A 21,047-nucleotide genomic window follows, 5' to 3' on the forward strand; every position below is an offset into this window, starting at 1 on the left:
TCCCCGCCGGTCCTATTCCCGCCCCAGGCTGCGCACCTTTTCCGTCAGCCGCTGCTGCACGGTCGGCGAGACGAACTTGTCGATCTCGCCGCCCAGCACCGCGATCTCGCGCACGAAGGTGCTGCTGATGAACTGGTACTTGTCGCTGGGCGTGAGGAACACCGTCTCCACGTCGGGCATCAGGCTGCGGTTCATGCCGGCCAGCTGGAACTCGTAGTCGAAGTCGGTGACGGCGCGCAAGCCCCGCACCATCGCCTTGCCGCCGCGCGCCACCACGAAGTCGCGCAGCAGGCCGGAGAAGCTCTCCACCTGCACCTGCGGATAGGGCCGGACCACCTGGCGCGCCATCTCCATGCGCTCCTGCAGGGTGAACATGGTCTTCTTGTGGTGGCCGGCTGCCACCGCGACGATCACGCTCTCGAACAGCTGGGTGGCGCGGCGCACCACGTCCTCGTGGCCCAGGGTCATGGGGTCGAAGGTGCCGGGGTAGACGGCGATCACAGGGTGCTGGGCCATGACTGTCTCCTCGGGCTCGGTGGGGCCGGGGTGGTTTGCTGCGGCGCATTATGACGCCGGCGGCTCGTCGGCGCGGCGCAGCAGGTGGGCATGCACGGCGCCGGCCTTCAGGTGGCGCTGCAGAGCCAGCCCATGGCGCAGCAGCGCCGGCGCGTCCCAGGCCGTGGACGCCTCCAGGTACAGCCAGCCGCCGGGCGCCAGCACCGGCGCGGCGGCAGCCAGGGCCTTGTCGAACAGCCCGGCTTCGAACGGCGGGTCCAGGAACACCAGATCCTGGCTGGCCGGCGCCAGGTCGCGCAGCACGCTCAATGCGTTGCCACGCTGCACACGCACGCCCGACGCTTGCAGCCGGGCCACAAGGGCCCGCAGTCCGTCCACCAGCTGCGCGTCCTGCTCGACCAGCAGCACCTCGGCCGCGCCGCGGGAGGCCGCCTCCAGCCCCAGGGCGCCGGTGCCGGCGAACACGTCGGCGCAGCGCCAGCCCGACAAGTCCTGGCCCAGCCAGTTGAACAGCGTCTCGCGCACCCGGTCCGGCGTGGGCCGCAGGCCGGGCCGGTCGGCCACCGGCAGCCGGGTGCGTTTCCACTGGCCGCCGATGATGCGCACCTCGTTCGGCACGCCGCGGCCGGCCGGGCGGCGGCCGGTGGAAGAAGGCGGGGAAGCTCGGCCGGAGGGGAAAGCCATGGATCGAGCATAAGGCAGGCGCCGGGCCCGCCTGTCGGCGGGACCGCACGCGGCTTGTGGCCGCCTGCCTACCCAGCTCAGGCCCGGCCTCACGCAGCATGCCGCATGCTTGAACGCTTTGCCCAGCCTCACCTTGCCGACGACGACGACACGCTCACCCGGTGGGCCGTCATGTCGGAGAAGGATGGCCGGCTGCGCGGCGAGCGCCGGACCGAGGCGCAGCCGGACCGCCTGATCTGGGTGATGCTGGTCGCCCTGGCTTTCGGCCCGGCGATCGGCTACTTCCTGGCCCAGTTCTGGTAGGCGCCGCGGCGCCCGCCATCCGCCCCAAAAAAAAACGCAGCCGGCTGGCTGCGTTTGTAACTCTCTCTGTGCTCTCTCTGTGCTCTCTCTGTGCTCTCTCTCGACTCTCTCTGTCGACTCTCTCTCTCTTTATGCCCTGTGTCGTACCCTGTGTGACAGCGGTGAATGGATTTTGATGCCAGTCGGCCGCGGCGCAAGCCCTGCCCCTGTCAGGATTGACAGGGCGAGCGCCATTTAGCGCGCCGCCGCCGCAGCGGGTGTTGCGCCGGCGCCGACAGTAACGGTGACCATGCGTCCCGGCTGCAGCTTGCGCCCGAAAGCGGCGCGGATCTGCTCCAGCGTCACCGCGCGCACCTTCTGCTGCCAGGTGTCCAGGTAATCCAGCGGCAGGTCGTTCCAGGCGATCGCCGACACGTTGTCCAGCAGCTTGCGGTTGCTGTCGATGCGCAGCGCGAAGCCGCCAGCCAGGTTGTCCTTGGCCGCCTGCAGTTCGGCAGCGGTCGGGCCTTCGGCGACGAAGCGCGCCACCGTGCCCTGCACCACCTGCACCGCCTGGGCCGCCTGGTCGGGCCGGGTCTGCAGGCCCACGGTGAAGGCGCCGGCATGCAGGCCCGGCGAGAAGTAGCTGTAGACGCTATAGGACAGGCCGCGTTTTTCCCGCACTTCGGTAGTCAGGCGGGAAACGAAACCGCCGCCGCCCAGGATGTAGTTGCCCACGAACAGCGGGAAGTGGTCCGGGTCGCTGCGCCGGTAGCCGGGCTGGCCGATCAGCACATGGGCCTGGGCCGAGTCGAAGGGGATGGCCTGCACCACCGGCGTGGCCAGCGGCGCCACCTCGGGCACAGGCGGCAGCGGCTCGCAGCGCTGGGCCTGGGGCGGCAGGCGCGCCAGCAGCTGGGCCGCCAGCCGGTCGGCCTGGGCCCGGTCCACATCGCCCACGATGCTCACTTTGGCCCGGCAGGGCTGCACATGGCGGGCATAGAAGCCCCGCATGTCCTCCAGGGTGATGGCGGCGAGCGTGGCTTGGGTGGTCTCCTGGCCGTAAGGATGGTCGCCGTACACCGCCGGCTGGAAGGCCAGCGAGGCCACGGTGGCGGGCCGGGTGAGCGACTCGCGGATGGAGGCGGCGATGCGCTCGCGGTCACGCTGCCACACGTCCTGCGGGAAAGAAGGCTCGCCCAGCTGGCGCGCCGCCAGGGCGACGGCCTTGGGCAGCAGGTCGGGATAGCTCAGCGAACGCAGCGAAAAGCTCATGCGGTCGCTGCCGGCGCTGCCGCCGAAGCCGGCGCCCAGGTCGGCCCAGGCCTCGCCCAGCTGGTTCTCGTCCAGCGCCGGCTCGCCATCGCGCGCGAGCACGCCGTTGTCGACCATGCCGGCAGTGACGCTGGCCAGCCCCGCCTTGCCGGCCGGGTCGCGCCGGCCGCCCGCGTCGAAATCGACCTGCACGTCCACCATGGGGATGGAGCGGCTCTCGACCAGGTAGATGCGGGCCCCGCTGGGCTGGGTCCAGTGCTGGATGGGCAGGGCGGCGAGCGCGGCCTGGCCGCCCAGGGCGAGCAGCACGCCGGCCAGCAGCCGGCCCATGGCTTGTTTGTTCATGGCGATCATCGGAGAAAAAAGCGGTGGCTAGTGGCGGGCGCCGGACGGCGGCGTGCGGGCGGGGCGGCTCGGGTCTGGCGGCAGGGGCCGCAGCGTGCCGACGGTGAGCTGGTCGTCACCGAAGTAGCGGGCGGCCACCGCCTGGACCTGTGCGGCCGTGACGCCGCGCAGGCGCTGGATCAGCCGCTCGCCCGCGTCCAGGGGCAGCCCTTGCGACCACAGGCTGCCCAGTTCGCGCGCCTGGTTCATCACCGAGTCGAGCTTGTAGACCTCGCCGGCGATCCAGCGCGTCTTGACCCGCTGCAGCTCGGCCTCGGACACGCCTTCGCGCGCGACGCGGGCGACCTCGGTGCGCAGCGCGGCCTCGGCCTGCGCGGGCGTCTTGCCCGGCGCCGGCACGGCGTCCAGCGTGAACAGCTGCGGCCCGCGGCCCCACAGGCCGTTGCCGGCGCCGGCGCTGTCGGCCACGCGGTCCGGCCCCTGCGTCAGGCCGCGGTCCAGCCGGGCGCCCGAGTAGCCGTCGAGCACCGCGGCCAGCACGGTGAGCGCCAACGCATCGTCGTTGGCCGGCGTGGACTCGAACGAAGTGAGCTGCGGCACCTTGAACGCCAGCGCCACATAGGACTGCTCGGCCGGCGCCTTGTACTCGATGCGGCGGATGCCGGCCTGCGGCGGTTCGGGCCGGGGCTTGCGATCGGGCACGGGCCGCGCCTGGATGCCGCCGTAGTGCTTCTCGGCCAGGCGCCGCACCTGGGCCACGTCGACGTCGCCCGCCACCACCACGGCCGCATTGGCAGGCGCGTACCACTGGCGGTAGAACGCGCGCGCGTCCTCGGGCTTCATGGACACCAGGTCGCCCATCCAGCCGACGATGGGCCGCCGGTACGGCGAGGCCTGGAAGGTGGCGGCGTTGAGCGTCTCCCACAGCATCGCGCGCGGCGAATCCTCGGTGCGCAGGCGCCTTTCCTCCTTGACCACTTCCAGCTCGCGGCGGAACTCCTCGTCCGGCCACTGGTTGTTGGCGAAGCGGTCCGCCTCCAGCCGCATCACGTCCTCCAGCCGCTCGGCGGGGATCTGCTGGAAGTAGCCGGTGAAGTCGCGGCCGGTGAAGGCGTTCTCCTGGCCGCCCAGGGCCGCCACGCGGCGCGAGAACTCGCCGGGCGCCAGCGTCTTCGTGCCCTTGAACAGCATGTGTTCCAGCACGTGGGCCACGCCGCTCAGGCCGTCGACCTCGTCCATGGCGCCCACGCGCACCCACAGCATGTGGACCGCCGTGGGCGCGCGGCGGTCGGGCTTGACGATCACCGTCATGCCGTTCCTGAGCGTGAACTGCTCGGCTTTGGTGGGGGCGGGAGGCGGGTTCTGGGCCGCCGCGGGCGGCAGGAAGGAAAGAGCCAGCAAGGACAGCAGGGGCGCCGCCAGCCAGCCCGGCAGGAGGTGTTTCATAGAATCCCTGTGATTCTAGAAACGGTGCCGATGTTCAGTTTCTTCCGGAAAAAACCCGCGGCGACGCCGGCGCCCGCCCCCATCCCACCCGTCGCGGCGCCCACGCCCGCGCCGGCTCCGACGCCTCCCGCCCCCATCGCCGAACCGGCCGCGCCAGTGGTGGCAGCGCCCGAACCCGCCCCTGCGCCGGCCCCTGCCCGCAGCGGCGGCCTGATCGGCAGCGCCCTGGTGCAGGCCATGGACATCCCCGTGGCAGCGCCGGTGGCGCCGGAGCGCCAGGGCTGGTTCGGCAAGCTCAGCAGCGGCTTGCGCAAGACCGGCAGCAACCTGTCGCAGGTGTTCACCGGCGGCGTGATCGACGAGGCGCTGTACGAGGAGCTGGAGTCGGCCCTGCTGCTGGCCGACGCCGGGGTGCAGGCGACGCAAACCCTGCTGGATGCCGTGCGCAAGAAGGTGGCGTCCAGCGGGGCCACGCGGCCGGTGCAGGCCAAGAACATCCTGGCCGAGGCGCTGACGCAGCTGCTCAAGCCCCTGGAAAAGCCGCTGGTGATCGGCCGCCACCAGCCCACGGTGATCATGGTGGCCGGCGTCAACGGCGCGGGCAAGACCACCTCCATCGGCAAGCTGACCAAGCATCTGTCCAGCGAGGGCGCCTCGGTGCTGCTGGCGGCGGCCGACACCTTCCGCGCCGCCGCGCGCGAGCAGCTGGCGATCTGGGCCGACCGCAACACGGTGGAGATCGTCAGCCAGGAAGGAGGCGATCCGTCGGCGGTGAGCTTCGACGCGGTGAGCGCCGGCCGCGCCCGCGGCAAGGACGTGGTGATCGTGGACACCGCGGGCCGCCTGCCCACGCAGCTGCACCTGATGGAGGAGCTGCGCAAGATCAAGCGCGTGGTGCAGAAGGCCGATGCGAGCGCGCCGCACGAGGTGCTGCTGGTGATCGACGGCAACACCGGCCAGAACGCCCTGACCCAGGTCAAGGCCTTCGACGCGGCGCTGGGGCTCACCGGCCTGGTCATCACCAAGCTGGACGGCACGGCCAAGGGCGGCGTGCTGGCAGCCATCGCGCAGGAGAAGCCGGTGCCGGTGTATTTCATCGGCGTGGGCGAGAAGCTGGAGGACCTGGAGACGTTCAGCGCGCGGGAATTCGCGCTGGCGCTGCTTGGGCAGGGCTGAGTCTTCGCGGGCCGTGCAGGCATGCCCGGCGCCGCGGTGCTCGTCCCCGTGGGCGAGTTGCGGCGGCTGCAGGCGGCGGCGAAACCGTCCTTGAAGGAGTTGCTGCTGTCGGACGCCGGCCGGACCGATCTGGTGCTGCCTGCCCGGGGTACGGCGCGCCGTCGCTTGCCTCGGACGCACGGCTGACGCATGTACCTGCTGGACACCAACGTCGTCTCGGAACTGCGCAGGCCGAAGCCGCACGGCGGGGTCGTGGCATGGCTGCGCGGCGTCGACGACCTCCACCTGCACTTGTCGGCGGTGACGGTGGGCGAGATCCAGGCCGGCATCGAGCTGACCCGCGAGCAGGATCCGGCCAAGGCGGCCAGCCTCGAGCAGTGGCTGGCCTCGCTCGCGAACGCCTACAACGTGCTTCCCATGGACGCGTCGGCCTTACGGGCCTGGGCCGTGATGATGCCCCGCAGATCGGACACTCTTTACGAGGACGCGATGATCGCGGCCACCGCGCAGGTGCACGGCCTTGCCGTGGTCACCCGCGACGTCTCCGATTTCAAGGCCTTCGGCGTGCCGCTGTTCAACCCGTTCGAGGGCGCTTGATGCCACCACGCAGCCGGCCGAAGCCGGTTCAGCGAGACATCACCCGCCGCGCGAAGTAGCTCGCCGCATCCACCCCCAGCACCAGCACCAGCATCGCCGCCAGCACCGACGAGGTCTCGGCCATCTGGAACAGCCCCAGGTGGAAAGCCAGCAGCTGCCCCAGGCCGCCCGCGCCCACCACGCCCAGCACCGCCGCGGCACGGATGTTGTTCTCCCAGCGGTACAGGGTGTAGCTCACCAGCTGCGGCAGCACCTGCGGCAGCGTGGCATACAGCAGCACCCGGCCCTCGCCCACGCCGCGCAGGCGCAGCGCGAAGCCCGGGCCCTCGGGCGCGTTCTCGAGGCCTTCCGCGAACAGCCGGCCCAGCACACCGGTGGTGTGCAGCGCCAGGGCCAGCGTGCCGGCCAGCGGCCCGAGGCCGGCGGCCACCAGCAGCAAGGCGGCCCACATCAGCTCGGGCACGCTGCGCAAGGCGTTCAGCAGCAGCCGGCTGGCGCCGCGCCAGCGCGCGGGATCGCCCGTGTGCGTGCGGGCCGCGGGCAGCGCCAGCAGCAGGCCGAAGACGGCCGCCAGCAGCGTGCCCACCACGGACATGGCCAGTGTTTCCAGCATGGCCGGCAGCAGCCTGGCAAGGAAGCGCGCGTCGGTGCTGGGCGCGAGCAGCTCCGCCAGGAAGCGGCCCATGTGGCGCAGCGCGTCGATCGAGAGGAACTTGCCCCACTGCAGGTCCAGCGACCAGAAACTCGCCACCACCAGGGCCAGCAGGCCCGCCACCATCCAGCAGGCGCGGCAGCGCGCATCGAACAGCGGGGGCGGCAGGCGGTAGACCTGGTTCGCGGCGGGCGGACGGCGGGAACTCATGACCTGTTCATCCCAGCGCGCGGCGCAGCACGGCGCTCAGACGGTCGGTCAGGGCCACCAGGATCACGAACACGGCCAGCAGCGTGCACACCTCGGACCCGTTGAACATCTTCATCGAGTTGTCCATCTGCTGGCCCAGGCCGCCGGCCCCGACGAAGCCCAGCACCGCCGACGAACGGATGGCGCATTCCCAGCGGTAGACCGTGTAGCTGGTCAGCTCGGCAGCGCTGGCGGGCAGCAGGCCGTAGAAGAAGGCCTGCAGGCGGCCGGCGCCGTTGCGCAGCAGGGCGGTGCTGGCCTGGGCATCGCCGCTGTCCAGGATCTCGCCATACACCTTGCCCAGCATGCCCGCATAGGTGAGCGCGATGGCCAGCACGCCGGCCGTGGGCCCCAGGCCCACCACGCGCACGAACACCAGGGCCCAGATCAGCTCGGGCACGCTGCGCAGCACCACCAGCACGGCACGCACGATGGCCCGCAGCAAAGCGGGCATCGCCGCCATGCGGCCGGCCAGCCCTGAGATCGACAGCGCGCGCACGGACAGCAGGGCCAGCGGCACGGCCACCAGCCAGGCCAGCGCCAGGCCGGCGGTGGCGATGGCGATGGTGCGCCAGGTCTCGCGCGCCACCAGGCCCAGGAACTCGCCGTCCAGCCGCGGCGGCAGGAAGTCGGCCAGGAAGCGCAGGGCGGGCCGGACGCTGTCCGGCGCAAGCAGGGTCCAGGGCCTGAATTCGGCCAGCACCAGCAGCGGCCACAGCACCGCGGCCGCCGCCAGCAGCCAGAACACGCGGCCGGCCCAGGCCGGGTCACGCGCGGCGGACGCGAAGGTCGGGCGGGTGACGGCCATGGGCGGTCAGCGGCAGTGCATCACCACCGGCACGGGCACCGCGGCCTCGGGCAGCCGAACCGACGCCGGCGCGCGGTCGTCCAGCTCCTCGGGATGCTGCGCATACAGCGTGCGCAGGAGCTCGGGCGTGACCTGCGACGCCGGCAGATCGAAGGCGACGCGGCCCCCCTGCAGGCCCAGGATGCGAGGGAAGTGGCGCAGCGCCATGGGCACGTGGTGCAGGGTGCACACCAGGGTGGCGCCCTGCTCGCCCGCCGCCTGGGTCAGGCTGTCCATGGCCTGGTCCGCGCGGGCCGGGTCCAGCGCCGACAGCGGCTCGTCCACCAGCAGCAGGCGCGCTTCGGCCACCAGCGCGCGGGCCAGGCCCACGCGCTGGCGCTCGCCGCCGGAGAGCCGGTCGACGCGGGCGAACAGCTTGTCGTCCAGGTCGAAGCGGGCCAGCGCGGCCTCGGCCTCGGCGATGCCCACGGGGTAGAACAGGCTGCGCAGGCTGCGCAGCACGCCCATGCGCGGCAGCGTTCCGGCCAGCACCGCGGTCACCACCCGCTGGCGCGGCGGCAGCGGCGGCACCTGGGGCGCCAGGAACAGCCGGCCGCGCAGGGCGCGCAGCTCGCGCGCGGGCAGGGCCCAGGGATCCCGGTCTCCCAGCGAGATGCGGCCGGCGACCGGCCGCAGCGCGCAGGCCATGGCCTGCAGCAGGCTGGTCTTGCCGGCGCCGGACGGGCCGATCACCGCCACCTGCTCGCCGGCGGACAGCTGCAGGCTGGCCTCCTGCAGGGCCGGCGCAGCACCGCGCGCGGCCGCGGGATGGCGCAGGGACACGCCGGACAGGCCGACCTCCATGCCCGCTACTTCAGCAGCCCGGCGCTGCGCGCCGCCGCCTCGATGCCCCGGTAGTTCTCCACGCGCGTCGGGATGAAGCGCGTGGCCCGCTGCAGCTCCAGGATCTGGCGCCCCTCGGGCGTGGCTGCGGACAGGTCGGTGAAGGCCCTGGCCAGCTGCTCGCGCCGGGCGGGCGGCATGTCGGCATGCACCGTCCAGTTGTAGTCGTAGTACGCCGGCGTGGTGTGGAAGACGCGCAGCCTGGCGGCATCGACCTTGCCGTCGGCCACCAGCTTGTCCCACACCGAGATGTTGAGCGCACCGGCATCGACCTTGCCGGAGGCCACGGCGGCCACGGTGGCGTCGTGCGCGCCGGAGTAGGCCACCCGCTTGAGGTCGCGGTCGGGGTCGACGCCGGCGGCCAGCAGGAAGCTGCGCGGCATCAGGTGGCCCGAGGTGCTGGAGGGCGAACCGAAGCTGAGGGTCCTGCCCTTGAGGTCGGCCAGCGACCGGATGCCGGCGTCGGTGGTGATGAACACCGAGCGGAATTTCTGGTCCTCTTCGCGCTGGACCAGGGGCACGGCCTTGCCGCCCGAGCGCTGCAGCGCCTGCACGAAGGTGAAGCCGCCGAACCAGGCCAGGTCCACCTGCTGGCTGGCCAGGGCCTCGACCGCGGCGGCGTAGTCGGTCACCGGCGTGAACTCCACCTTCACGCCCAGGCGCTGCTCCAGGTAGCGCACCAGGGGCGCCGCCTTGCGCGCCAGCTCGGTGGGCGACTCGTCGGGGATCGCGGTGATGCGCAACGGCCGCTGCGCCGCTTGCCCATGGACGATGCCGGCCGCGGCGGATGCAGCGGCCGCAAGCAGGGTGCGGCGGGTGAAGGCGGTGGGCATCGGCGGATCTCCTGGAGGACAGGCAACCGGCGATTAGAGCGCAAGCACGCGGGGGCCGCCCGCGCAGCTGCGAAAGCCCGCAAAGATGTCGGTGCGCCCCGGCGCGAAGAAATTGCGGTAGCGCGGATGCGCCAGCCAGGGCGAGGTGGCGTCGCAGGCGCCGCGCAGCACGCGCCGGTCCGGGCCGAACCAGGGCGCCGAGTAGTCGCGGTAGGGATGCGGCCGGAAGCCGGCGTACGGCTGGAAGTCGCTGGCCGTCCACTCCCAGACCCGGCCCCAGAAGAAGCCCGGCGCGGTGAGCGCCGCGCACTCCCATTCCGCTTCGGTCGGCAGGCGGCGGCCGGCCCAGCGGCACCAGGCCCAGCCCGCAGCGCTCCACCAGCGCGCGTCGGCATAGCCGTCCGCGTCGGCGAACGCCGAGAACCTGGCCCAGCTGACCGGCGCGGCATCGATCGCGAACGCGGCCAGGCGCACCGGATGCGCGGCCCGCTCGTTGTCGAAGGCGAAGCCGGGACCGCAGGTGCCGAGCAGGAACTCCTGCGCAGCGACCCGCAGGGTCCCATCGGACAGGCTGGCCGCGGATGCGGCCTGCGGCGCGGACCGCCCGGCCGGCAGCACCTCGAAGCCCAGGCTGCGTGCCATGTAGCCGGCCGCTTCCGCGTGCATGGCCTCGTGCAGGGCCACCAGCCGGAAGAAGTACAGCGCCTCCTCGCCGGGGCCGGCCGGCAGCGCGTCCAGGCTGTCCAGCGTGCGCGCGAGGGTCTCGCCCAGCCAGGCGCGCGTCGCCTCCAGCCCGGGCAGCGGCAGCGACCAGCGCGTGCCATGCGCCACCCGGCTGGAGTCGTACCACCCGTCGGCGCCCGGCAGGCTGGGGAGCGGGCGCGGCGCGTCCGGGTCGGCCCGCTCGCCGCGATCGCGCTGCGGGTTGCGCGCCACCCACCATTCCTGGAACCAGGCCAGGTGGCCCAGCTCCCACAGCGGCGGGTTCAGGTGCTCGCCGCGCGGCACGTCCATCGCCGGGCCCAGCGCCGCGGCGCAGGCCTCGGCCCAGGCCAGCGTGCGGGCCCGCGCGTCCAGCAGCGCCGCGCGCACGTCGGCCGTGCCGCCACGCCGCAGGCGTTCTGCCATGCCAGGCAGAGGCTCGGCCGCGCTATAAACCCCGGATGGTCCGATCATCGGTCGTCATCGTAAGCCCCGTGCCGGCCGGCTCCAACAACGGCAATGCGCAGACGGCGCGCCGCTGGGCGAGGCTGCTGGGCGACACCCACCGCGTCCGCGTCACGCAGCAATGGCCGGACGCAGGCGCCGCGGGCGATGCCGTGATGCTGGCGCTGCACGCCCGGCGCTCGGCCGCCGCGGTGCAGGCCTGGGCCGGGGCGCGGGGCCCGCGCGGGCTGGCGGTGGTGCTCACCGGCACCGACCTGTACCAGGACATCGCCACCGACGCCCAGGCCCGGCGCTCGCTCGAGCTCGCCGCCCGCTTGGTGGTGCTGCAGGACCAGGCCGTGGATGCCCTGCCGGCGGCGGTGCGCGCCAAGGCGCGCGTGATCTATCAATCCACCCCGGCGCGCGCCACCCTCCCCAAGACCGCGCGCCGGCTGCATGCCGTGATGGTGGGCCACCTGCGCGAGGTCAAGAGCCCGCAGACCCTGTTCGAAGCGGTCCGCCTGCTGGCCGGCCGCGCCGACATCCGTATCACCCACATCGGCGAGGCCGGCGAGCCGCACTGGGCCGACCTGGCCCGCGCAGCCGAGGCCGCGAACCCGGCCTACCGCTGGCTGGGCGGCCTGCCGCATGCGCGCGTGCGCTCGGCGATCCAGCGCGCCCACCTGCTGGTGCACACCAGCGCCCTGGAGGGCGGTGCCCACGTGATCATGGAAGCCGTGCGCAGCGGCACTCCGGTGCTGGCCTCGGGCGTGAGCGGCAACATCGGCATGCTGGGCACCGGCTACGAGGGCTATTTCACGCATGGCGACGCCGCGCAGCTGGCGGCCCTGCTGGCGCGCTGCCGCGCCGAGCAGGTGGGCCCCCCGGATGACCCGCCGCGGGCGCTGCTGCCCCGCCTTCGCACACAATGCGGGGCCCGCGCGCCGCTGTTCGCCCCCGAGGCCGAGCGCGACGGCCTGCTGCGGCTGATCCACCACCTCCAGGACACCATCCCATGAACGCCCCCTTGAACCCCGCCCATGCCATCGCCGAGCCGCGTCTGACCTCGCTGTCGCATGGTGGCGGCTGCGGCTGCAAGATCGCGCCGGGCGTGCTGGCCGAGATCCTCAAGGGCACGGCGCGCATGCCGCTGCCGCCCGAGCTGCTGGTGGGCATCGAGACCGCCGACGACGCCGCCGTCTACAAGCTCAACGACGAACAGGCCCTGATCGCCACCACCGACTTCTTCATGCCCATCGTGGACGACCCGTTCGACTTCGGGCGCATCGCGGCCACCAACGCCATCTCGGACGTGTACGCCATGGGCGGCAAGCCCATCCTGGCGCTGGCCCTGGTGGGCATGCCGATCAGCGTGCTGTCCACCGCCACCATCGGACGCATCCTGGAAGGCGGCGAGTCGGTGTGCCGCGCCGCTGGCATCCCGATCGCCGGCGGCCACACCATCGACTCGGTGGAGCCGATCTACGGGCTGGTGGCACTGGGTCTGGTCCATCCCAGGCGCGTCAAGCGCAATGCCGACGCCCGGGCCGGCGACCTGCTGGTGCTGGGCAAGCCGCTGGGCGTGGGCGTGCTGTCGGCGGCCCTGAAGAAAGAGGCGCTGGATGCGGCCGGCTATGCCCGCATGATCGCCACCACCACCCAGCTGAACACGCCCGGACCCGAGCTGGCCGAGCTGCCCGGCGTGCATGCCCTGACCGACGTGACCGGCTTCGGCCTGGCCGGGCATGCGCTGGAGCTGGCGCGCGGCGCCGGGCTGCAGGCGCAGCTGGACTGGTCCCAGGTGCCGCTGCTGCCGGGCGTGGCCGAGCTGGCCGGCCGCGGCTTCGTCACCGGAGCCTCCGGCCGCAACTGGGCCGGCTATGGCGCCGAGGTGTCGCTGCCCAGCGGCTTCGGCGACGCCCCGCAGGCGCTGCTGACCGACCCGCAGACCAGCGGCGGCCTGCTGGTGTCGTGCACGCCGCAATCGGTGGACCAGGTACTGGCGGTGTTCCGCCGACACGGCTTCGAGGCCGCCGCCGTGGTCGGGCGCATGGAATCCGGCTCCGGCGCGCGCCTGCAGGTGCGCTGAGCTCAGGTACCGGGCGCCTTCTCGCCTGCCGGCACCTCCACGCACCCGCGCACCCAGGCCGCATAGGCCGGGGTGGAGGCCATGCGCTGCCACAAAAGCTGCGGCAACTCGTAAGGGTGGTGCTCGGCCAGGAAGGCCAGCAGGGCATCCAGGCACTGCGGCAGCGTCTTGAGCGTGACCCGCGCTTCCGCGTCGGCGCATTCCCTGCCCTCCCAGCGGTAGTGCGACAGCAGCCCGGGCTCGACCTGCACGCAGGCCGCCAGCCGCCGCGAGAGCAGCGCCTGCGCCAGGCGCTGGGCATCGGCCTGGCTGGGCAGGGTGGTCACCAGGCTCAGGACCTCGGGTTGTTCTTGACCATCGGACATGCGTTCATCTCCCAGAATGCAGGCATTGTTCCAACAAGCGGGAGACCCCGACATGAGCACCCTGGCCGATTCCGAGAGCCCTGGCGGCGGCGCGTCGGCGCGCCGCGTGGACCGGCTGCTGGCCCACTACGCCGAGAGCCACCGCCACCCGCGCAACGAGGCCATCCACTTCGTCGCCATCCCCTTGATCATGCTCAGCCTGGTGGGCCTGCTGTTCGCCGCCCATCCCTGGGTGGCCTATGCCTTCGTCGCCGCCAGCCTGGTTTATTACGCCCGGCTGTCGTTGGTCTTCCTGCTGAGCATGACCCTGCTGTCGGCCCTGGCCCTGGGGCTGGTCCATGCCATGGGCCCCTGGGTGCTGCCCCTCTCGGCGGGCATCTTCGTGGCGGCCTGGATCGCCCAGTTCATCGGCCACAAGATCGAAGGCAGGAAGCCGTCGTTCTTCGAGGACCTGCAGTACCTGTGGGTGGGGCCTTTGTTCGTGCTCAGCAAGCTGTTCGAACGGCTGGGCTTGCGCTGGTAGCCGGTAGTCCGTCCGGGCCAGGGCCGGAACTCCCGGCGCCGGTGGTGCTCCATGACAATGAGGTTTCGCGGCCAGGGTTAACCCCTATTTTCCTATCGGGCCGATGAAACTTCGGCATTAGCACTCGATCCAAGCGAGTGCTAATATGCCGAACACCATGAAAGGAGCAACCGGTATGTCCCCCTCACTTGGCGCCTCGGGCACCGGGTTGGCGGTGGCCAACCCCTGGGCCCTGGTTCCCTCGCTGGGCAACCTCGACGCCTACATCTCTGCCGTCAACCGCCTGCCCATGCTCTCCCCCGAGGAAGAGCAGACCTACGCACGCAAGCTGCGCGACCACAACGACCTGGAAGCCGCCGGGAAGCTGGTGCTGTCGCACCTGCGGCTGGTGGTCTCGGTGTCGCGCAAGTACCTGGGCTATGGCCTGCCGCACGGCGATCTGATCCAGGAAGGCAACATCGGCCTGATGAAGGCCGTCAAGCGCTTCGACCCCGACCAGGGCGTGCGCCTGGTCAGCTACGCGCTGCACTGGATCAAGGCCGAGATCCACGAGTACATCCTGAAGAACTGGCGCATGGTCAAGGTGGCCACCACCAAGGCCCAGCGCAAGCTGTTCTTCAACCTGCGTTCCATGAAGCAGGGCTTCAAGGACGAGGAAGACGCGCAGACCCACCGCGAGACGCTGACGGACGCGCAGATCGAGGTGATGGCGCGCGAGCTCAACGTCAAGCGCGAGGAAGTCATCGAGATGGAAACGCGCATGGCCGGCGGCGACGTGCTGCTGGACCCGGCGCCCGGCGACGACGGCGAGGAGGCCTTCGGTCCCATCGCCTACCTGTCGGACGCCAGCCATGAGCCCACCGCCGTGCTGGCGGCGCAGGAGCGCGACGTGATGGCCACCGACGGCATCGCCGCCGCGCTGGAGCAGCTCGATGCGCGCAGCCGCCGCATCGTCGAGGAGCGCTGGCTCAAGGTCAACGACGACGGCTCGGGCGGCATGACGCTGCACGAGCTGGCGGCCGAGTACGGCGTGTCGGCCGAGCGCATCCGCCAGATCGAGTCGGCGGCGATGAAGAAGATGAAGAAGGCCCTGGTGGCTTACGCCTGAGGCGCGGCTTCTTCCCCGGAACAAAAAGGCACGGTGACCCGTGCCTTTTTTCTTGGCCCGGGGCGGCCCGACCGCAGGCGTTAGCATTCGCGGCTCGGGCCCACCCGCGGCCCTTCCCGTTGTCCCCAAGAGGAAGCAAGATGCCCCCTACCTTTGCGCGCCGCCGCCTGCTGGCGCTGGCGGCCGGCGCCCTGGCTACGCCGGCGCTGGCCCAGACCCCTGCCGCCGCGCCCCGGAGCAACCCCGCGCCTGCCTGGCCCACCAAGCCCGTCAAGATCATGGTCGGCTTTCCCGGCGGCTCCACGCCCGACCTGGTGGCCCGCACCATCGCCGAGCCCCTGTCCAAGGCGCTGGGCCAGCCGGTGATCGTGGAGAACCGGCCCGGCGCCGGCGGCAACATCGCCGCCGACATGGTGGCCAAGGCCAGCGACCAGCACACCATCGGCGTGATGATCAACGGCAACATGACCATCGCCAAGCTGCTGAACCCGGCGACGCCCTACGACCCGATCAAGGACCTGGCGCCCATCAGCCTGATCGGCACGGCGCCGCTGATGCTCACCGCGCCGGCCGACGCGCCGGGCGCCAACGCGCAGGACTGGTTCGTGCAGGCGCGCAACGCCGGCGACAAGTGGAGCTACGGCACGCCCGGGGTGGGCACCGTGGGCCACATCGGCATGGAGCTGCTCAAGACCAAGACCAACATCAACCCGGTGCACGTGCCCTATCCGGGCAATCCGCAGGTGATCAACGCCATGATCGGCGGACAGATCCAGCTGTCGCTGCTGCCCCCGGGCCTGGCCGTGGCCCAGGTGCGCGCCGGCAAGCTCAAGGCCATCGGCGTGACCTCTCTGGGCCGCAGCCCGCTGGTGCCCGAGTACCCCAGCCTGGACGAGCTGGGCATCACGCGTGGCTTCCAGCTGGAGATCTGGACCGCTGCGGCCGCGCCGGCCTCCATGCCCCGGCCCGTCGTCAGCCGCCTGTCGGCGCTGATCGCCGAGATCGCCCGCAGCCCCGAAGTGCGCCAGAAGCTTTTCCAGCAGGGCTGGCAGGTGGCCGGCACCTCGGCCGAGGGACTGGCGCTGCGCATCAAGAACGACACCAACCTGCTGGGCGGCGTCATCGCCATGCGCGGCATCAAGGCCGAATAGGCGCTTGCTTCAGCGTCCGCACGGCCCGCTTCGCGATGTAGGCGGTGGCCGGGCCGGGCGCCTCGCGTGACCAGCGTGCGGCCAGCGCCTCCACCCACCGCGGCTGGCTCTTGCTCGCGTCGTTGAGCCAGTTCGCCACCGAGTTCTGCACATAGCGGCTGGGGTCGGCCTTGAGCGGCTCCAGCAGCGGCAGTGCCCGCCACGGCTCGGCCTTGAGCGCCTCGACCTGGGCGCACCACACGCCGCGCGGCCGGGTGGCCTCGCTGGCAAAGCGGCGGATGTTCTCGTCGGCATCCCGCACCCAGGGCTGCAGCAGGCGCACCGCCACGTCGATGTCGCCCGCCACCTCGTCGCGCACCGCCATCCAGGCGATCTCGCGCACGCCGAAATGCGCATCGGCCGCGAAGCGCCGCACCGACCTGAGCTTGTCCTCCAGGGGCATGGCCGCGAACTGCACCCACTGCGCCGCCCAGCACCGGGCGATGTCGCTGGGGTGGGTGGCCAGCGCATGGGCGATGGCGTCGCGGTCGGCGCGCGGCTGCGCCATCTCGTACAGCGCGCGGGCCACCAGGGCGTGGCGCTTCATGGGCTTGATGGCCGGCAGCATGGCCAGCGTATCGGCCAGCAGCTCGGCCTCGCCGTCCAGGCCGATGCGCGCCGCCACGCCGCGCGCCAGCCGCGCGAGATCCACGGCCAGGAACTCGGTCAGGCAGACCGTGGGCAGCAGGCCGTCGTTCAAGGCTTCCAGCACCTCGGGCGGGATGGCGGCAACGCGCGCCGCGCCTTTGCGCGCCAGCAGGTGCTGGACCATCGCCCGCGCCCGCTCAGGCCTGCTGCTGCCCCAGCAGCAGGCGGATGTCGCCGGCCAGCGCCTGCGGGCCGGTGCCGGGCCGGGTGTACAGCCGCAGCCGGCCCTGCGGGTCGTAGACGAAGCTGGCGGCCGAGTGGTCCATGGTGTAGCTGGTGGGCGTCTTGCCTTCCACCTTCTTGTAGTAGACCTTGAAGTCCTTGGCCAGGGCGGCCAGCTGGTCGGGGCCGGCGGGACGCAGGGCGACGAAGCCGGGGTCGAAGTTGGCCATGTAGGCCCTGAGCACCTCGGGCGTGTCGCGCTCGGGATCCACCGTGACGAAGATGCCCTGCAGCCGGTCGCCCTGCGGGCCCAGCAGCCGCTTGACCTCGGCCAGCTCGGCCAGCGCCGTCGGGCACACGTCGGGGCACTGGGTGAAGCCGAAGAACACCACCACGGCCTTGCCTTGGAAGTCCTTCAGGCTGCGCGGCTGGCCGCTGGCGTCCGCCAGCTGGAAGTCCTTGGCGTAGTCGGCGCCTGTGATGTCGATGGAGGTGAACTGCGGCTTGGCTTCGCCGCAGGCGGCCAGCGCCGCGGCGGCGGCCAGGAAGGTCAGGGCATGTCGGCGTTGCATGGCGGTCTTCGGCGGTTTCAGAGCAGATAGTGGTCCAGCAGCAGCGCCCCGAACAGCACGGCGAGGTGGATCAGCGAGAAGCGGAAGGTGCGGCGGGCCAGTGCGTCGGAGTACTCGCGCCACAGCCGGAAGCCGTAGGCGCAGAAACCCAGGCTCAGCACCAGCGCCGCCGCCAGGTACAGCCAGGAGCTCATGCCGTAGGCGAAGGGCATCAGGCAGGCGGCCAGCAGCACCAGCGTGTACAGGAAGATCTGCAGCCGGGTGAACTCGTTGCCGTGCGTGACCGGCAGCATGGGCAGGCCGGACTTGCGGTAATCCTCCACCCGGTACAGCGCCAGCGCCCAGAAGTGCGGCGGCGTCCACAGGAAGATGATCAGGAACAGGATCAGCGCCTCCGGCCCGACCTCGCCCGTCATCGCCGCCCATCCCAGCACCGGCGGCATGGCGCCCGAGGCGCCGCCGATCACGATGTTCTGCGGCGTCAGCGGCTTGAGGATCACGGTGTAGACCACGGCGTAGCCCACGAAGGTGGCGAAGGTGAGCCACATGGTCAGCGGGTTCACCCAGCGGTACAGCAGCCATGAGCCCAGGGCACACAGCACGGCGGCGAACAGCAGCGTCTGCGTGTCGGACAGCTCGCCCTTGGCGGTGGGCCGCCAGGCGGTGCGCTTCATCTTGGCGTCTATGCCTTTTTCCACCAGGCAGTTGAAGGCCGCGGCCGCCCCCGCGACCAGCCAGATGCCCAGGGCCGCGGCGGCGCCCAGCGCGAGTTCGGCCGGTCGCGGCACGCCCGGCACGGCCAGCACCATGCCGATGACCGCGCAGAACACGATCAGCTGCACCACGCGCGGCTTGGTCAGGGCGTAGAACTGCGCCAGCCGCGTCATGGTCTTACTCCCTCTCCTTCCGGGTAAGGTCTCGCCCCCCGGGCCCTCACCCCGCCTTCGCCCAGAGGGAGAGGGGAAGATGCGCTCTCGCACCAGGCCCAGGTGAAGACCACCACCAGCGCCGCCGCGCCGCCGGTGTGGCCCACCGCCGCCAGCAGCGGCCAGCCCAGGACCACGTTGGACAGGCCCGTGGCCAGCTGCAGCGCCGCCAGGCCGGCCATCCAGCGCGCCTGGTGGCGCAAGCCCGCGCCGTGCAGCCGCCAGGCCAGCAGCGCCAGCACGGCCAGCACCAGGTAGGCCGCCAGCCGGTGCGCGTAGTGGATGGCCGTCAGCGCCGCGAAGCTGATGTGCTCGCCCGAGCCGCTCTTGCCCAGCTCGCGCCACAGCTCGAAGCCCTGGCGGAAATCCATGGGGGGCCACCACTGCCCCTGGCACGCCGGGAACTCGGCACAGGCCAGCACCGCGTAATTGGTGCTGACCCAGCCGCCCAGAGCGATCTGCAGCCACAGCAGCGCGAAGCCGGCGGCCAGGCCGGCGCGCAGCGCGGGCGGCAAGGCCAGCGGCGCGCGCCCGTCCTTCGCCTGCGCGTACGAGACCGCCTGCCGGCACAGCAAGGCCAGCAGCACCAGCCCGCCCAGCAGGTGCAGGGTGACGATGGCCGGGAACAGCTTCATGGTCACGGTGAGCGCGCCGAAAGCGCCCTGCAGGCACACCCAGACCAGGGTGGCCGTCGGCCACCACGGGTTCAGCACCGCCGCCTGCTCCCCCGTGCCGCGCCTACGCAGCCACCAGGTGGCCGCGGCCAGCGTCAGGATCAGCACGCCCACGCCGCTGGCCAGGTAGCGGTGGATCATCTCGATCCAGGCCTTGCCGTGCGTCACCGGGCCGGTGGGCATGGCGGCCTGCGCCTGGGTGATCTCGGCGCGCGCGCCCAGGGGGCTGGCCTGCCCGTAGCAGCCGGGCCAGTCGGGGCAGCCCAGGCCCGAGTCGGTCAGGCGGGTGAAGGCGCCGAACAGCACCAGGTCGAAGGTGAGGAACAGCGTCAGCAGGGTCAGCGCGGACAGCCGCCGCGCCGCCGAGGCCTGGCGGTTGCGCAGCCACACCCAGGCCAGCGGGCCGAGCGCGACCACGACGCCCAGCGCCATCAGCTGCAGCGCGGGCGACAGGTCGTACAGCGGCTGCGCGTCCATCAGCGCTCCCGCGCCGGGCGCCCGGCCTGGTCCCAGGAGGAGGAGGCGCGCAGCAGCCGGTCGATGTCGCGCTTGACCCTGGCCGCACCCTCCCGGTCGAGGCCGGCGGGGAACCGCATCATCCAGTTGCCCATGGGATCGACCAGGTACAGGTGGTCGTCCAGCTGCCGCCCGGCGGCGGGCGCCAGCCACTGCGCGAGCCGCTGCCGGTCGACGCGCAGCACCGTGGCCTGGGCCACCGCGGGCTGCAGCGCCGGCGCGATCGGCGCCAGGTCGTTGACCAGCCAGACCCAGTCCAGCCGGTCCTTGTCCCTGCCCAGGGATTCGCGCAGCTGCCGCTGCAGGTACAGGTGGTTCTCGCAGGCCGCACCGCACTGGCCGCCGGCGACGCTGACCAGCAGCCACTGGCCGCGCAGCTCGGGCAGGGGCACGGGCCGGCCCTCCAGCGTGACGCCGGTCAGCGCCGGCACCGGCCGCTGCGGCTCGATCAGCTCGCCGAAATTGCGCCGGCCCTCCGGCCGCACCACGTAGTAGGTGAAGTAGGAGGCGAGCACGGGCGCGGCGCACACCAGCAGCACGGCCAGCATCTTCCAGCGGCCGGCGGCGGTGCGCCGCGCGTCCCGCTCGGCCGCTCCCTGGGGGCTGGGCAGCGAGTGCACCGACAGCTGGAGCGGCTCGTCAAGCACGCGGGAACCGCCGGCGCCGGGGGGCGATGAATTGGAACCAGACATAGAGGATGAGGATCACGCCTGCGATGGCCCACCATTGGGCGGCATAGCCGTAGTTCTTGTCGGCGCCGCTGGCCGGCGCCGGCCAGTCGCGCGACAGGCCTTCGGACGCCTCGCCCAGCTGCTGCACCGAGCCCGCCTCCCACAGCGGCAGGCCGGTCTCGGCGCGAAAGCCCGCAAGGTCGAGATTCTGCCGGATGGGCCCCTGCCCCGCGCCGTCGAATTCGTATAGCTTGGCCGGCGGCGGGGCGATGCGCCCCTGCACCACCACCTCCCCGGGCGGGGTCTGGACGGCGGGCAGGCGCTGGCGGTCCAGGAAGTCGCGCGGCGCCCAGCCGCGCTGCACCAGCACGGTGTCCCCGCTGCCGGCCAGGCGCAGCGGTGTCGCCACGTAAAAGCCGACACGGCCCTGCATCTGCCGGTTGTCCAGGAACACCGTGCGCCCGGGCACCCAGGTGCCGCGCAGCTCGATGCGCCGGTGCAGCACGGGCGCTATGTCTTCGATAGCATCCAAGCGAGGCTGCACCAAGGGCGCAAGCGCTCTTCTCTCCTCGATCGAAGCCTGCAGGGCAAGCTTCTGCTGGGCCCGGCCGAGCTGCCAGAAGCCCAGCGCGGTGGTGGCGGCAATGCCCGAGGCGGCCGCCAGGCCGGCCAGCCAGGAGCGTGTGGCCCTCACCGGGTCCCCCGGATAATG

24 protein-coding genes are annotated in these 21,047 nt (G+C 72.1%); 8 read left to right on the forward strand and 16 right to left on the reverse strand.

Annotated elements, in window-relative coordinates:
- Positions 1 to 12: 12 nt before the first annotated feature.
- Both coaD and rsmD read right to left on the reverse strand, forming a co-directional pair.
- The gene (coaD, locus tag RTA_RS17115; protein WP_013902691.1) at positions 13 to 516 is read right to left on the reverse strand and encodes a pantetheine-phosphate adenylyltransferase; all 504 of its coding nucleotides are present in this window, start codon (positions 514 to 516) and stop codon (positions 13 to 15) included.
- A 48-nt stretch (positions 517 to 564) separates the two neighbouring features.
- Positions 565 to 1,200, reverse strand: a complete 636-nt coding sequence (gene rsmD, locus RTA_RS17120; protein ID WP_041675703.1) for a 16S rRNA (guanine(966)-N(2))-methyltransferase RsmD — start codon at positions 1,198 to 1,200, stop codon at positions 565 to 567.
- A gap of 105 nt (positions 1,201 to 1,305) precedes the next feature.
- On the opposite strand from rsmD, the gene RTA_RS17125 reads away from it, so the two are divergent.
- Positions 1,306 to 1,503 carry a hypothetical protein gene (locus RTA_RS17125; RefSeq protein WP_041675704.1) on the forward strand — a complete coding sequence of 66 codons (198 nt, stop codon included), beginning with the start codon at positions 1,306 to 1,308 and terminating at the stop codon, positions 1,501 to 1,503.
- 234 nt (positions 1,504 to 1,737) lie between these two features.
- Here the strand turns inward: RTA_RS17125 and RTA_RS17130 are convergent, their stop codons facing one another.
- Positions 1,738 to 3,111, reverse strand: coding sequence for a M16 family metallopeptidase (locus tag RTA_RS17130; protein WP_013902694.1), 1,374 nt, complete (start codon positions 3,109 to 3,111; stop codon positions 1,738 to 1,740).
- 18 nt (positions 3,112 to 3,129) lie between these two features.
- A complete protein-coding gene (locus RTA_RS17135; RefSeq protein ID WP_013902695.1) occupies positions 3,130 to 4,548 on the reverse strand; it encodes a M16 family metallopeptidase in 1,419 nt (472 codons plus the stop codon).
- A 30-nt stretch (positions 4,549 to 4,578) separates the two neighbouring features.
- Here RTA_RS17135 and ftsY point away from each other — a divergent pair, with 30 nt between their 5' ends.
- Together ftsY and RTA_RS17150 are read left to right on the forward strand one after the other, a co-directional pair.
- Positions 4,579 to 5,724, forward strand: a complete 1,146-nt coding sequence (ftsY, locus tag RTA_RS17140) for a signal recognition particle-docking protein FtsY (protein ID WP_081466311.1) — start codon at positions 4,579 to 4,581, stop codon at positions 5,722 to 5,724.
- 189 nt (positions 5,725 to 5,913) lie between these two features.
- A complete protein-coding gene (locus RTA_RS17150; protein ID WP_013902697.1) occupies positions 5,914 to 6,321 on the forward strand; it encodes a type II toxin-antitoxin system VapC family toxin in 408 nt (135 codons plus the stop codon).
- A 28-nt stretch (positions 6,322 to 6,349) separates the two neighbouring features.
- On the opposite strand, the gene phnE is transcribed toward RTA_RS17150, so the two are convergent.
- Genes phnE through RTA_RS17175 form a run of 5 tightly spaced genes read right to left on the reverse strand, consistent with a single transcriptional unit; the run spans position 6,350 to position 10,873 of the window.
- Positions 6,350 to 7,183 carry a phosphonate ABC transporter, permease protein PhnE gene (gene phnE, locus RTA_RS17155; protein WP_013902698.1) on the reverse strand — a complete coding sequence of 278 codons (834 nt, stop codon included), beginning with the start codon at positions 7,181 to 7,183 and terminating at the stop codon, positions 6,350 to 6,352.
- A gap of 7 nt (positions 7,184 to 7,190) precedes the next feature.
- Positions 7,191 to 8,030, reverse strand: a complete 840-nt coding sequence (locus RTA_RS17160) for a PhnE/PtxC family ABC transporter permease (RefSeq protein WP_041675705.1) — start codon at positions 8,028 to 8,030, stop codon at positions 7,191 to 7,193.
- Between the two features lie 6 nt (positions 8,031 to 8,036).
- Positions 8,037 to 8,873: a phosphonate ABC transporter ATP-binding protein gene (locus tag RTA_RS17165; protein ID WP_013902700.1), complete on the reverse strand. Its 837-nt coding sequence runs from the start codon at positions 8,871 to 8,873 to the stop codon at positions 8,037 to 8,039.
- A gap of 5 nt (positions 8,874 to 8,878) precedes the next feature.
- Entirely contained in the window at positions 8,879 to 9,745 is an 867-nt protein-coding gene (locus RTA_RS17170) for a putative selenate ABC transporter substrate-binding protein (RefSeq protein ID WP_013902701.1), read from the reverse strand.
- Positions 9,746 to 9,778: 33 nt separating this feature from the next.
- The gene (locus RTA_RS17175) at positions 9,779 to 10,873 is read right to left on the reverse strand and encodes an SUMF1/EgtB/PvdO family nonheme iron enzyme (protein WP_013902702.1); all 1,095 of its coding nucleotides are present in this window, start codon (positions 10,871 to 10,873) and stop codon (positions 9,779 to 9,781) included.
- Positions 10,874 to 10,908: 35 nt separating this feature from the next.
- Here RTA_RS17175 and senB point away from each other — a divergent pair, with 35 nt between their 5' ends.
- Together senB and selD are read left to right on the forward strand one after the other, a co-directional pair.
- The gene (gene senB / locus RTA_RS17180; RefSeq protein ID WP_013902703.1) at positions 10,909 to 11,910 is read left to right on the forward strand and encodes a selenoneine biosynthesis selenosugar synthase SenB; all 1,002 of its coding nucleotides are present in this window, start codon (positions 10,909 to 10,911) and stop codon (positions 11,908 to 11,910) included.
- Positions 11,907 to 12,980, forward strand: a complete 1,074-nt coding sequence (selD, locus tag RTA_RS17185; protein WP_013902704.1) for a selenide, water dikinase SelD — start codon at positions 11,907 to 11,909, stop codon at positions 12,978 to 12,980. Before senB ends, selD begins: the two co-directional genes overlap by 4 nt.
- A gap of 2 nt (positions 12,981 to 12,982) precedes the next feature.
- On the opposite strand, the gene cutA is transcribed toward selD, so the two are convergent.
- On the reverse strand, positions 12,983 to 13,345 hold the full coding sequence (cutA, locus tag RTA_RS17190) for a divalent-cation tolerance protein CutA (RefSeq protein WP_013902705.1): 363 nt from the start codon (positions 13,343 to 13,345) through the stop codon (positions 12,983 to 12,985).
- A gap of 52 nt (positions 13,346 to 13,397) precedes the next feature.
- Between cutA and RTA_RS17195 the strand changes: the two genes are divergently transcribed.
- The 3 genes from RTA_RS17195 to RTA_RS17205 all read left to right on the forward strand — a co-directional run bounded on the left by RTA_RS17195 (position 13,398) and on the right by RTA_RS17205 (position 16,127).
- Complete coding sequence (locus RTA_RS17195; RefSeq protein WP_013902706.1) at positions 13,398 to 13,868, forward strand: Mpo1 family 2-hydroxy fatty acid dioxygenase; 471 nt, start codon at positions 13,398 to 13,400, stop codon at positions 13,866 to 13,868.
- 175 nt (positions 13,869 to 14,043) lie between these two features.
- Positions 14,044 to 14,976, forward strand: coding sequence for an RNA polymerase sigma factor RpoH (rpoH, locus tag RTA_RS17200; protein ID WP_013902707.1), 933 nt, complete (start codon positions 14,044 to 14,046; stop codon positions 14,974 to 14,976).
- Between the two features lie 140 nt (positions 14,977 to 15,116).
- Positions 15,117 to 16,127, forward strand: coding sequence for a Bug family tripartite tricarboxylate transporter substrate binding protein (locus RTA_RS17205; protein WP_013902708.1), 1,011 nt, complete (start codon positions 15,117 to 15,119; stop codon positions 16,125 to 16,127).
- Here the strand turns inward: RTA_RS17205 and RTA_RS17210 are convergent.
- The 6 genes from RTA_RS17210 to RTA_RS17235 are packed head-to-tail and all read right to left on the reverse strand — an operon-like array spanning position 16,114 to position 21,029.
- Positions 16,114 to 16,938, reverse strand: a complete 825-nt coding sequence (locus RTA_RS17210) for a DNA alkylation repair protein (protein WP_041675707.1) — start codon at positions 16,936 to 16,938, stop codon at positions 16,114 to 16,116. The genes RTA_RS17205 and RTA_RS17210 overlap by 14 nt on opposite strands.
- Before the next feature lie 13 nt (positions 16,939 to 16,951).
- Positions 16,952 to 17,548: an SCO family protein gene (locus tag RTA_RS17215; RefSeq protein WP_013902709.1), complete on the reverse strand. Its 597-nt coding sequence runs from the start codon at positions 17,546 to 17,548 to the stop codon at positions 16,952 to 16,954.
- Between the two features lie 17 nt (positions 17,549 to 17,565).
- Positions 17,566 to 18,435, reverse strand: coding sequence for a heme o synthase (gene cyoE, locus RTA_RS17220; RefSeq protein WP_013902710.1), 870 nt, complete (start codon positions 18,433 to 18,435; stop codon positions 17,566 to 17,568).
- A complete protein-coding gene (locus RTA_RS17225) occupies positions 18,432 to 19,625 on the reverse strand; it encodes a COX15/CtaA family protein (RefSeq protein ID WP_013902711.1) in 1,194 nt (397 codons plus the stop codon). The genes cyoE and RTA_RS17225 overlap by 4 nt, the downstream gene beginning before the upstream one ends.
- Positions 19,625 to 20,356 (reverse strand): redox-active disulfide-containing membrane protein, encoded by a 732-nt coding sequence (locus tag RTA_RS17230; RefSeq protein WP_041675708.1) that lies wholly within the window; start codon positions 20,354 to 20,356, stop codon positions 19,625 to 19,627. The genes RTA_RS17225 and RTA_RS17230 overlap by 1 nt, the downstream gene beginning before the upstream one ends.
- Positions 20,304 to 21,029 carry an SURF1 family protein gene (locus RTA_RS17235; protein ID WP_013902713.1) on the reverse strand — a complete coding sequence of 242 codons (726 nt, stop codon included), beginning with the start codon at positions 21,027 to 21,029 and terminating at the stop codon, positions 20,304 to 20,306. Before RTA_RS17235 ends, RTA_RS17230 begins: the two co-directional genes overlap by 53 nt.
- Between the last annotated feature and the right edge of the window lie 18 nt (positions 21,030 to 21,047).

This window comes from Ramlibacter tataouinensis TTB310 (genome assembly GCF_000215705.1).
In the GTDB taxonomy this organism is placed as follows: Bacteria; Pseudomonadota; Gammaproteobacteria; order Burkholderiales; family Burkholderiaceae_C; genus Ramlibacter; species Ramlibacter tataouinensis.

Coding starts and splice junctions, on each gene's coding strand:
- ftsY (WP_081466311.1), top strand. CDS start 4,579: ATGTTCAGTTTCTTCCGGAAAAAACCCGCGGCGACGCCGGCGCCCGCC.
- RTA_RS17225 (WP_013902711.1), bottom strand. CDS start 19,625: ATGGACGCGCAGCCGCTGTACGACCTGTCGCCCGCGCTGCAGCTGATG.
- RTA_RS17230 (WP_041675708.1), bottom strand. CDS start 20,356: ATGTCTGGTTCCAATTCATCGCCCCCCGGCGCCGGCGGTTCCCGCGTG.
- cutA (WP_013902705.1), bottom strand. CDS start 13,345: ATGTCCGATGGTCAAGAACAACCCGAGGTCCTGAGCCTGGTGACCACC.
- RTA_RS17135 (WP_013902695.1), bottom strand. CDS start 4,548: ATGAAACACCTCCTGCCGGGCTGGCTGGCGGCGCCCCTGCTGTCCTTG.
- RTA_RS17175 (WP_013902702.1), bottom strand. CDS start 10,873: ATGGCAGAACGCCTGCGGCGTGGCGGCACGGCCGACGTGCGCGCGGCG.
- RTA_RS17150 (WP_013902697.1), top strand. CDS start 5,914: ATGTACCTGCTGGACACCAACGTCGTCTCGGAACTGCGCAGGCCGAAG.
- RTA_RS17210 (WP_041675707.1), bottom strand. CDS start 16,938: ATGGTCCAGCACCTGCTGGCGCGCAAAGGCGCGGCGCGCGTTGCCGCC.
- RTA_RS17165 (WP_013902700.1), bottom strand. CDS start 8,873: ATGGAGGTCGGCCTGTCCGGCGTGTCCCTGCGCCATCCCGCGGCCGCG.
- selD (WP_013902704.1), top strand. CDS start 11,907: ATGAACGCCCCCTTGAACCCCGCCCATGCCATCGCCGAGCCGCGTCTG.
- coaD (WP_013902691.1), bottom strand. CDS start 516: ATGGCCCAGCACCCTGTGATCGCCGTCTACCCCGGCACCTTCGACCCC.
- cyoE (WP_013902710.1), bottom strand. CDS start 18,435: ATGACGCGGCTGGCGCAGTTCTACGCCCTGACCAAGCCGCGCGTGGTG.
- phnE (WP_013902698.1), bottom strand. CDS start 7,183: ATGAGTTCCCGCCGTCCGCCCGCCGCGAACCAGGTCTACCGCCTGCCG.
- rsmD (WP_041675703.1), bottom strand. CDS start 1,200: ATGGCTTTCCCCTCCGGCCGAGCTTCCCCGCCTTCTTCCACCGGCCGC.
- RTA_RS17160 (WP_041675705.1), bottom strand. CDS start 8,030: ATGGCCGTCACCCGCCCGACCTTCGCGTCCGCCGCGCGTGACCCGGCC.
- RTA_RS17125 (WP_041675704.1), top strand. CDS start 1,306: ATGCTTGAACGCTTTGCCCAGCCTCACCTTGCCGACGACGACGACACG.
- senB (WP_013902703.1), top strand. CDS start 10,909: ATGGTCCGATCATCGGTCGTCATCGTAAGCCCCGTGCCGGCCGGCTCC.
- RTA_RS17130 (WP_013902694.1), bottom strand. CDS start 3,111: ATGATCGCCATGAACAAACAAGCCATGGGCCGGCTGCTGGCCGGCGTG.
- RTA_RS17205 (WP_013902708.1), top strand. CDS start 15,117: ATGCCCCCTACCTTTGCGCGCCGCCGCCTGCTGGCGCTGGCGGCCGGC.
- rpoH (WP_013902707.1), top strand. CDS start 14,044: ATGTCCCCCTCACTTGGCGCCTCGGGCACCGGGTTGGCGGTGGCCAAC.
- RTA_RS17170 (WP_013902701.1), bottom strand. CDS start 9,745: ATGCCCACCGCCTTCACCCGCCGCACCCTGCTTGCGGCCGCTGCATCC.
- RTA_RS17195 (WP_013902706.1), top strand. CDS start 13,398: ATGAGCACCCTGGCCGATTCCGAGAGCCCTGGCGGCGGCGCGTCGGCG.
- RTA_RS17215 (WP_013902709.1), bottom strand. CDS start 17,548: ATGCAACGCCGACATGCCCTGACCTTCCTGGCCGCCGCCGCGGCGCTG.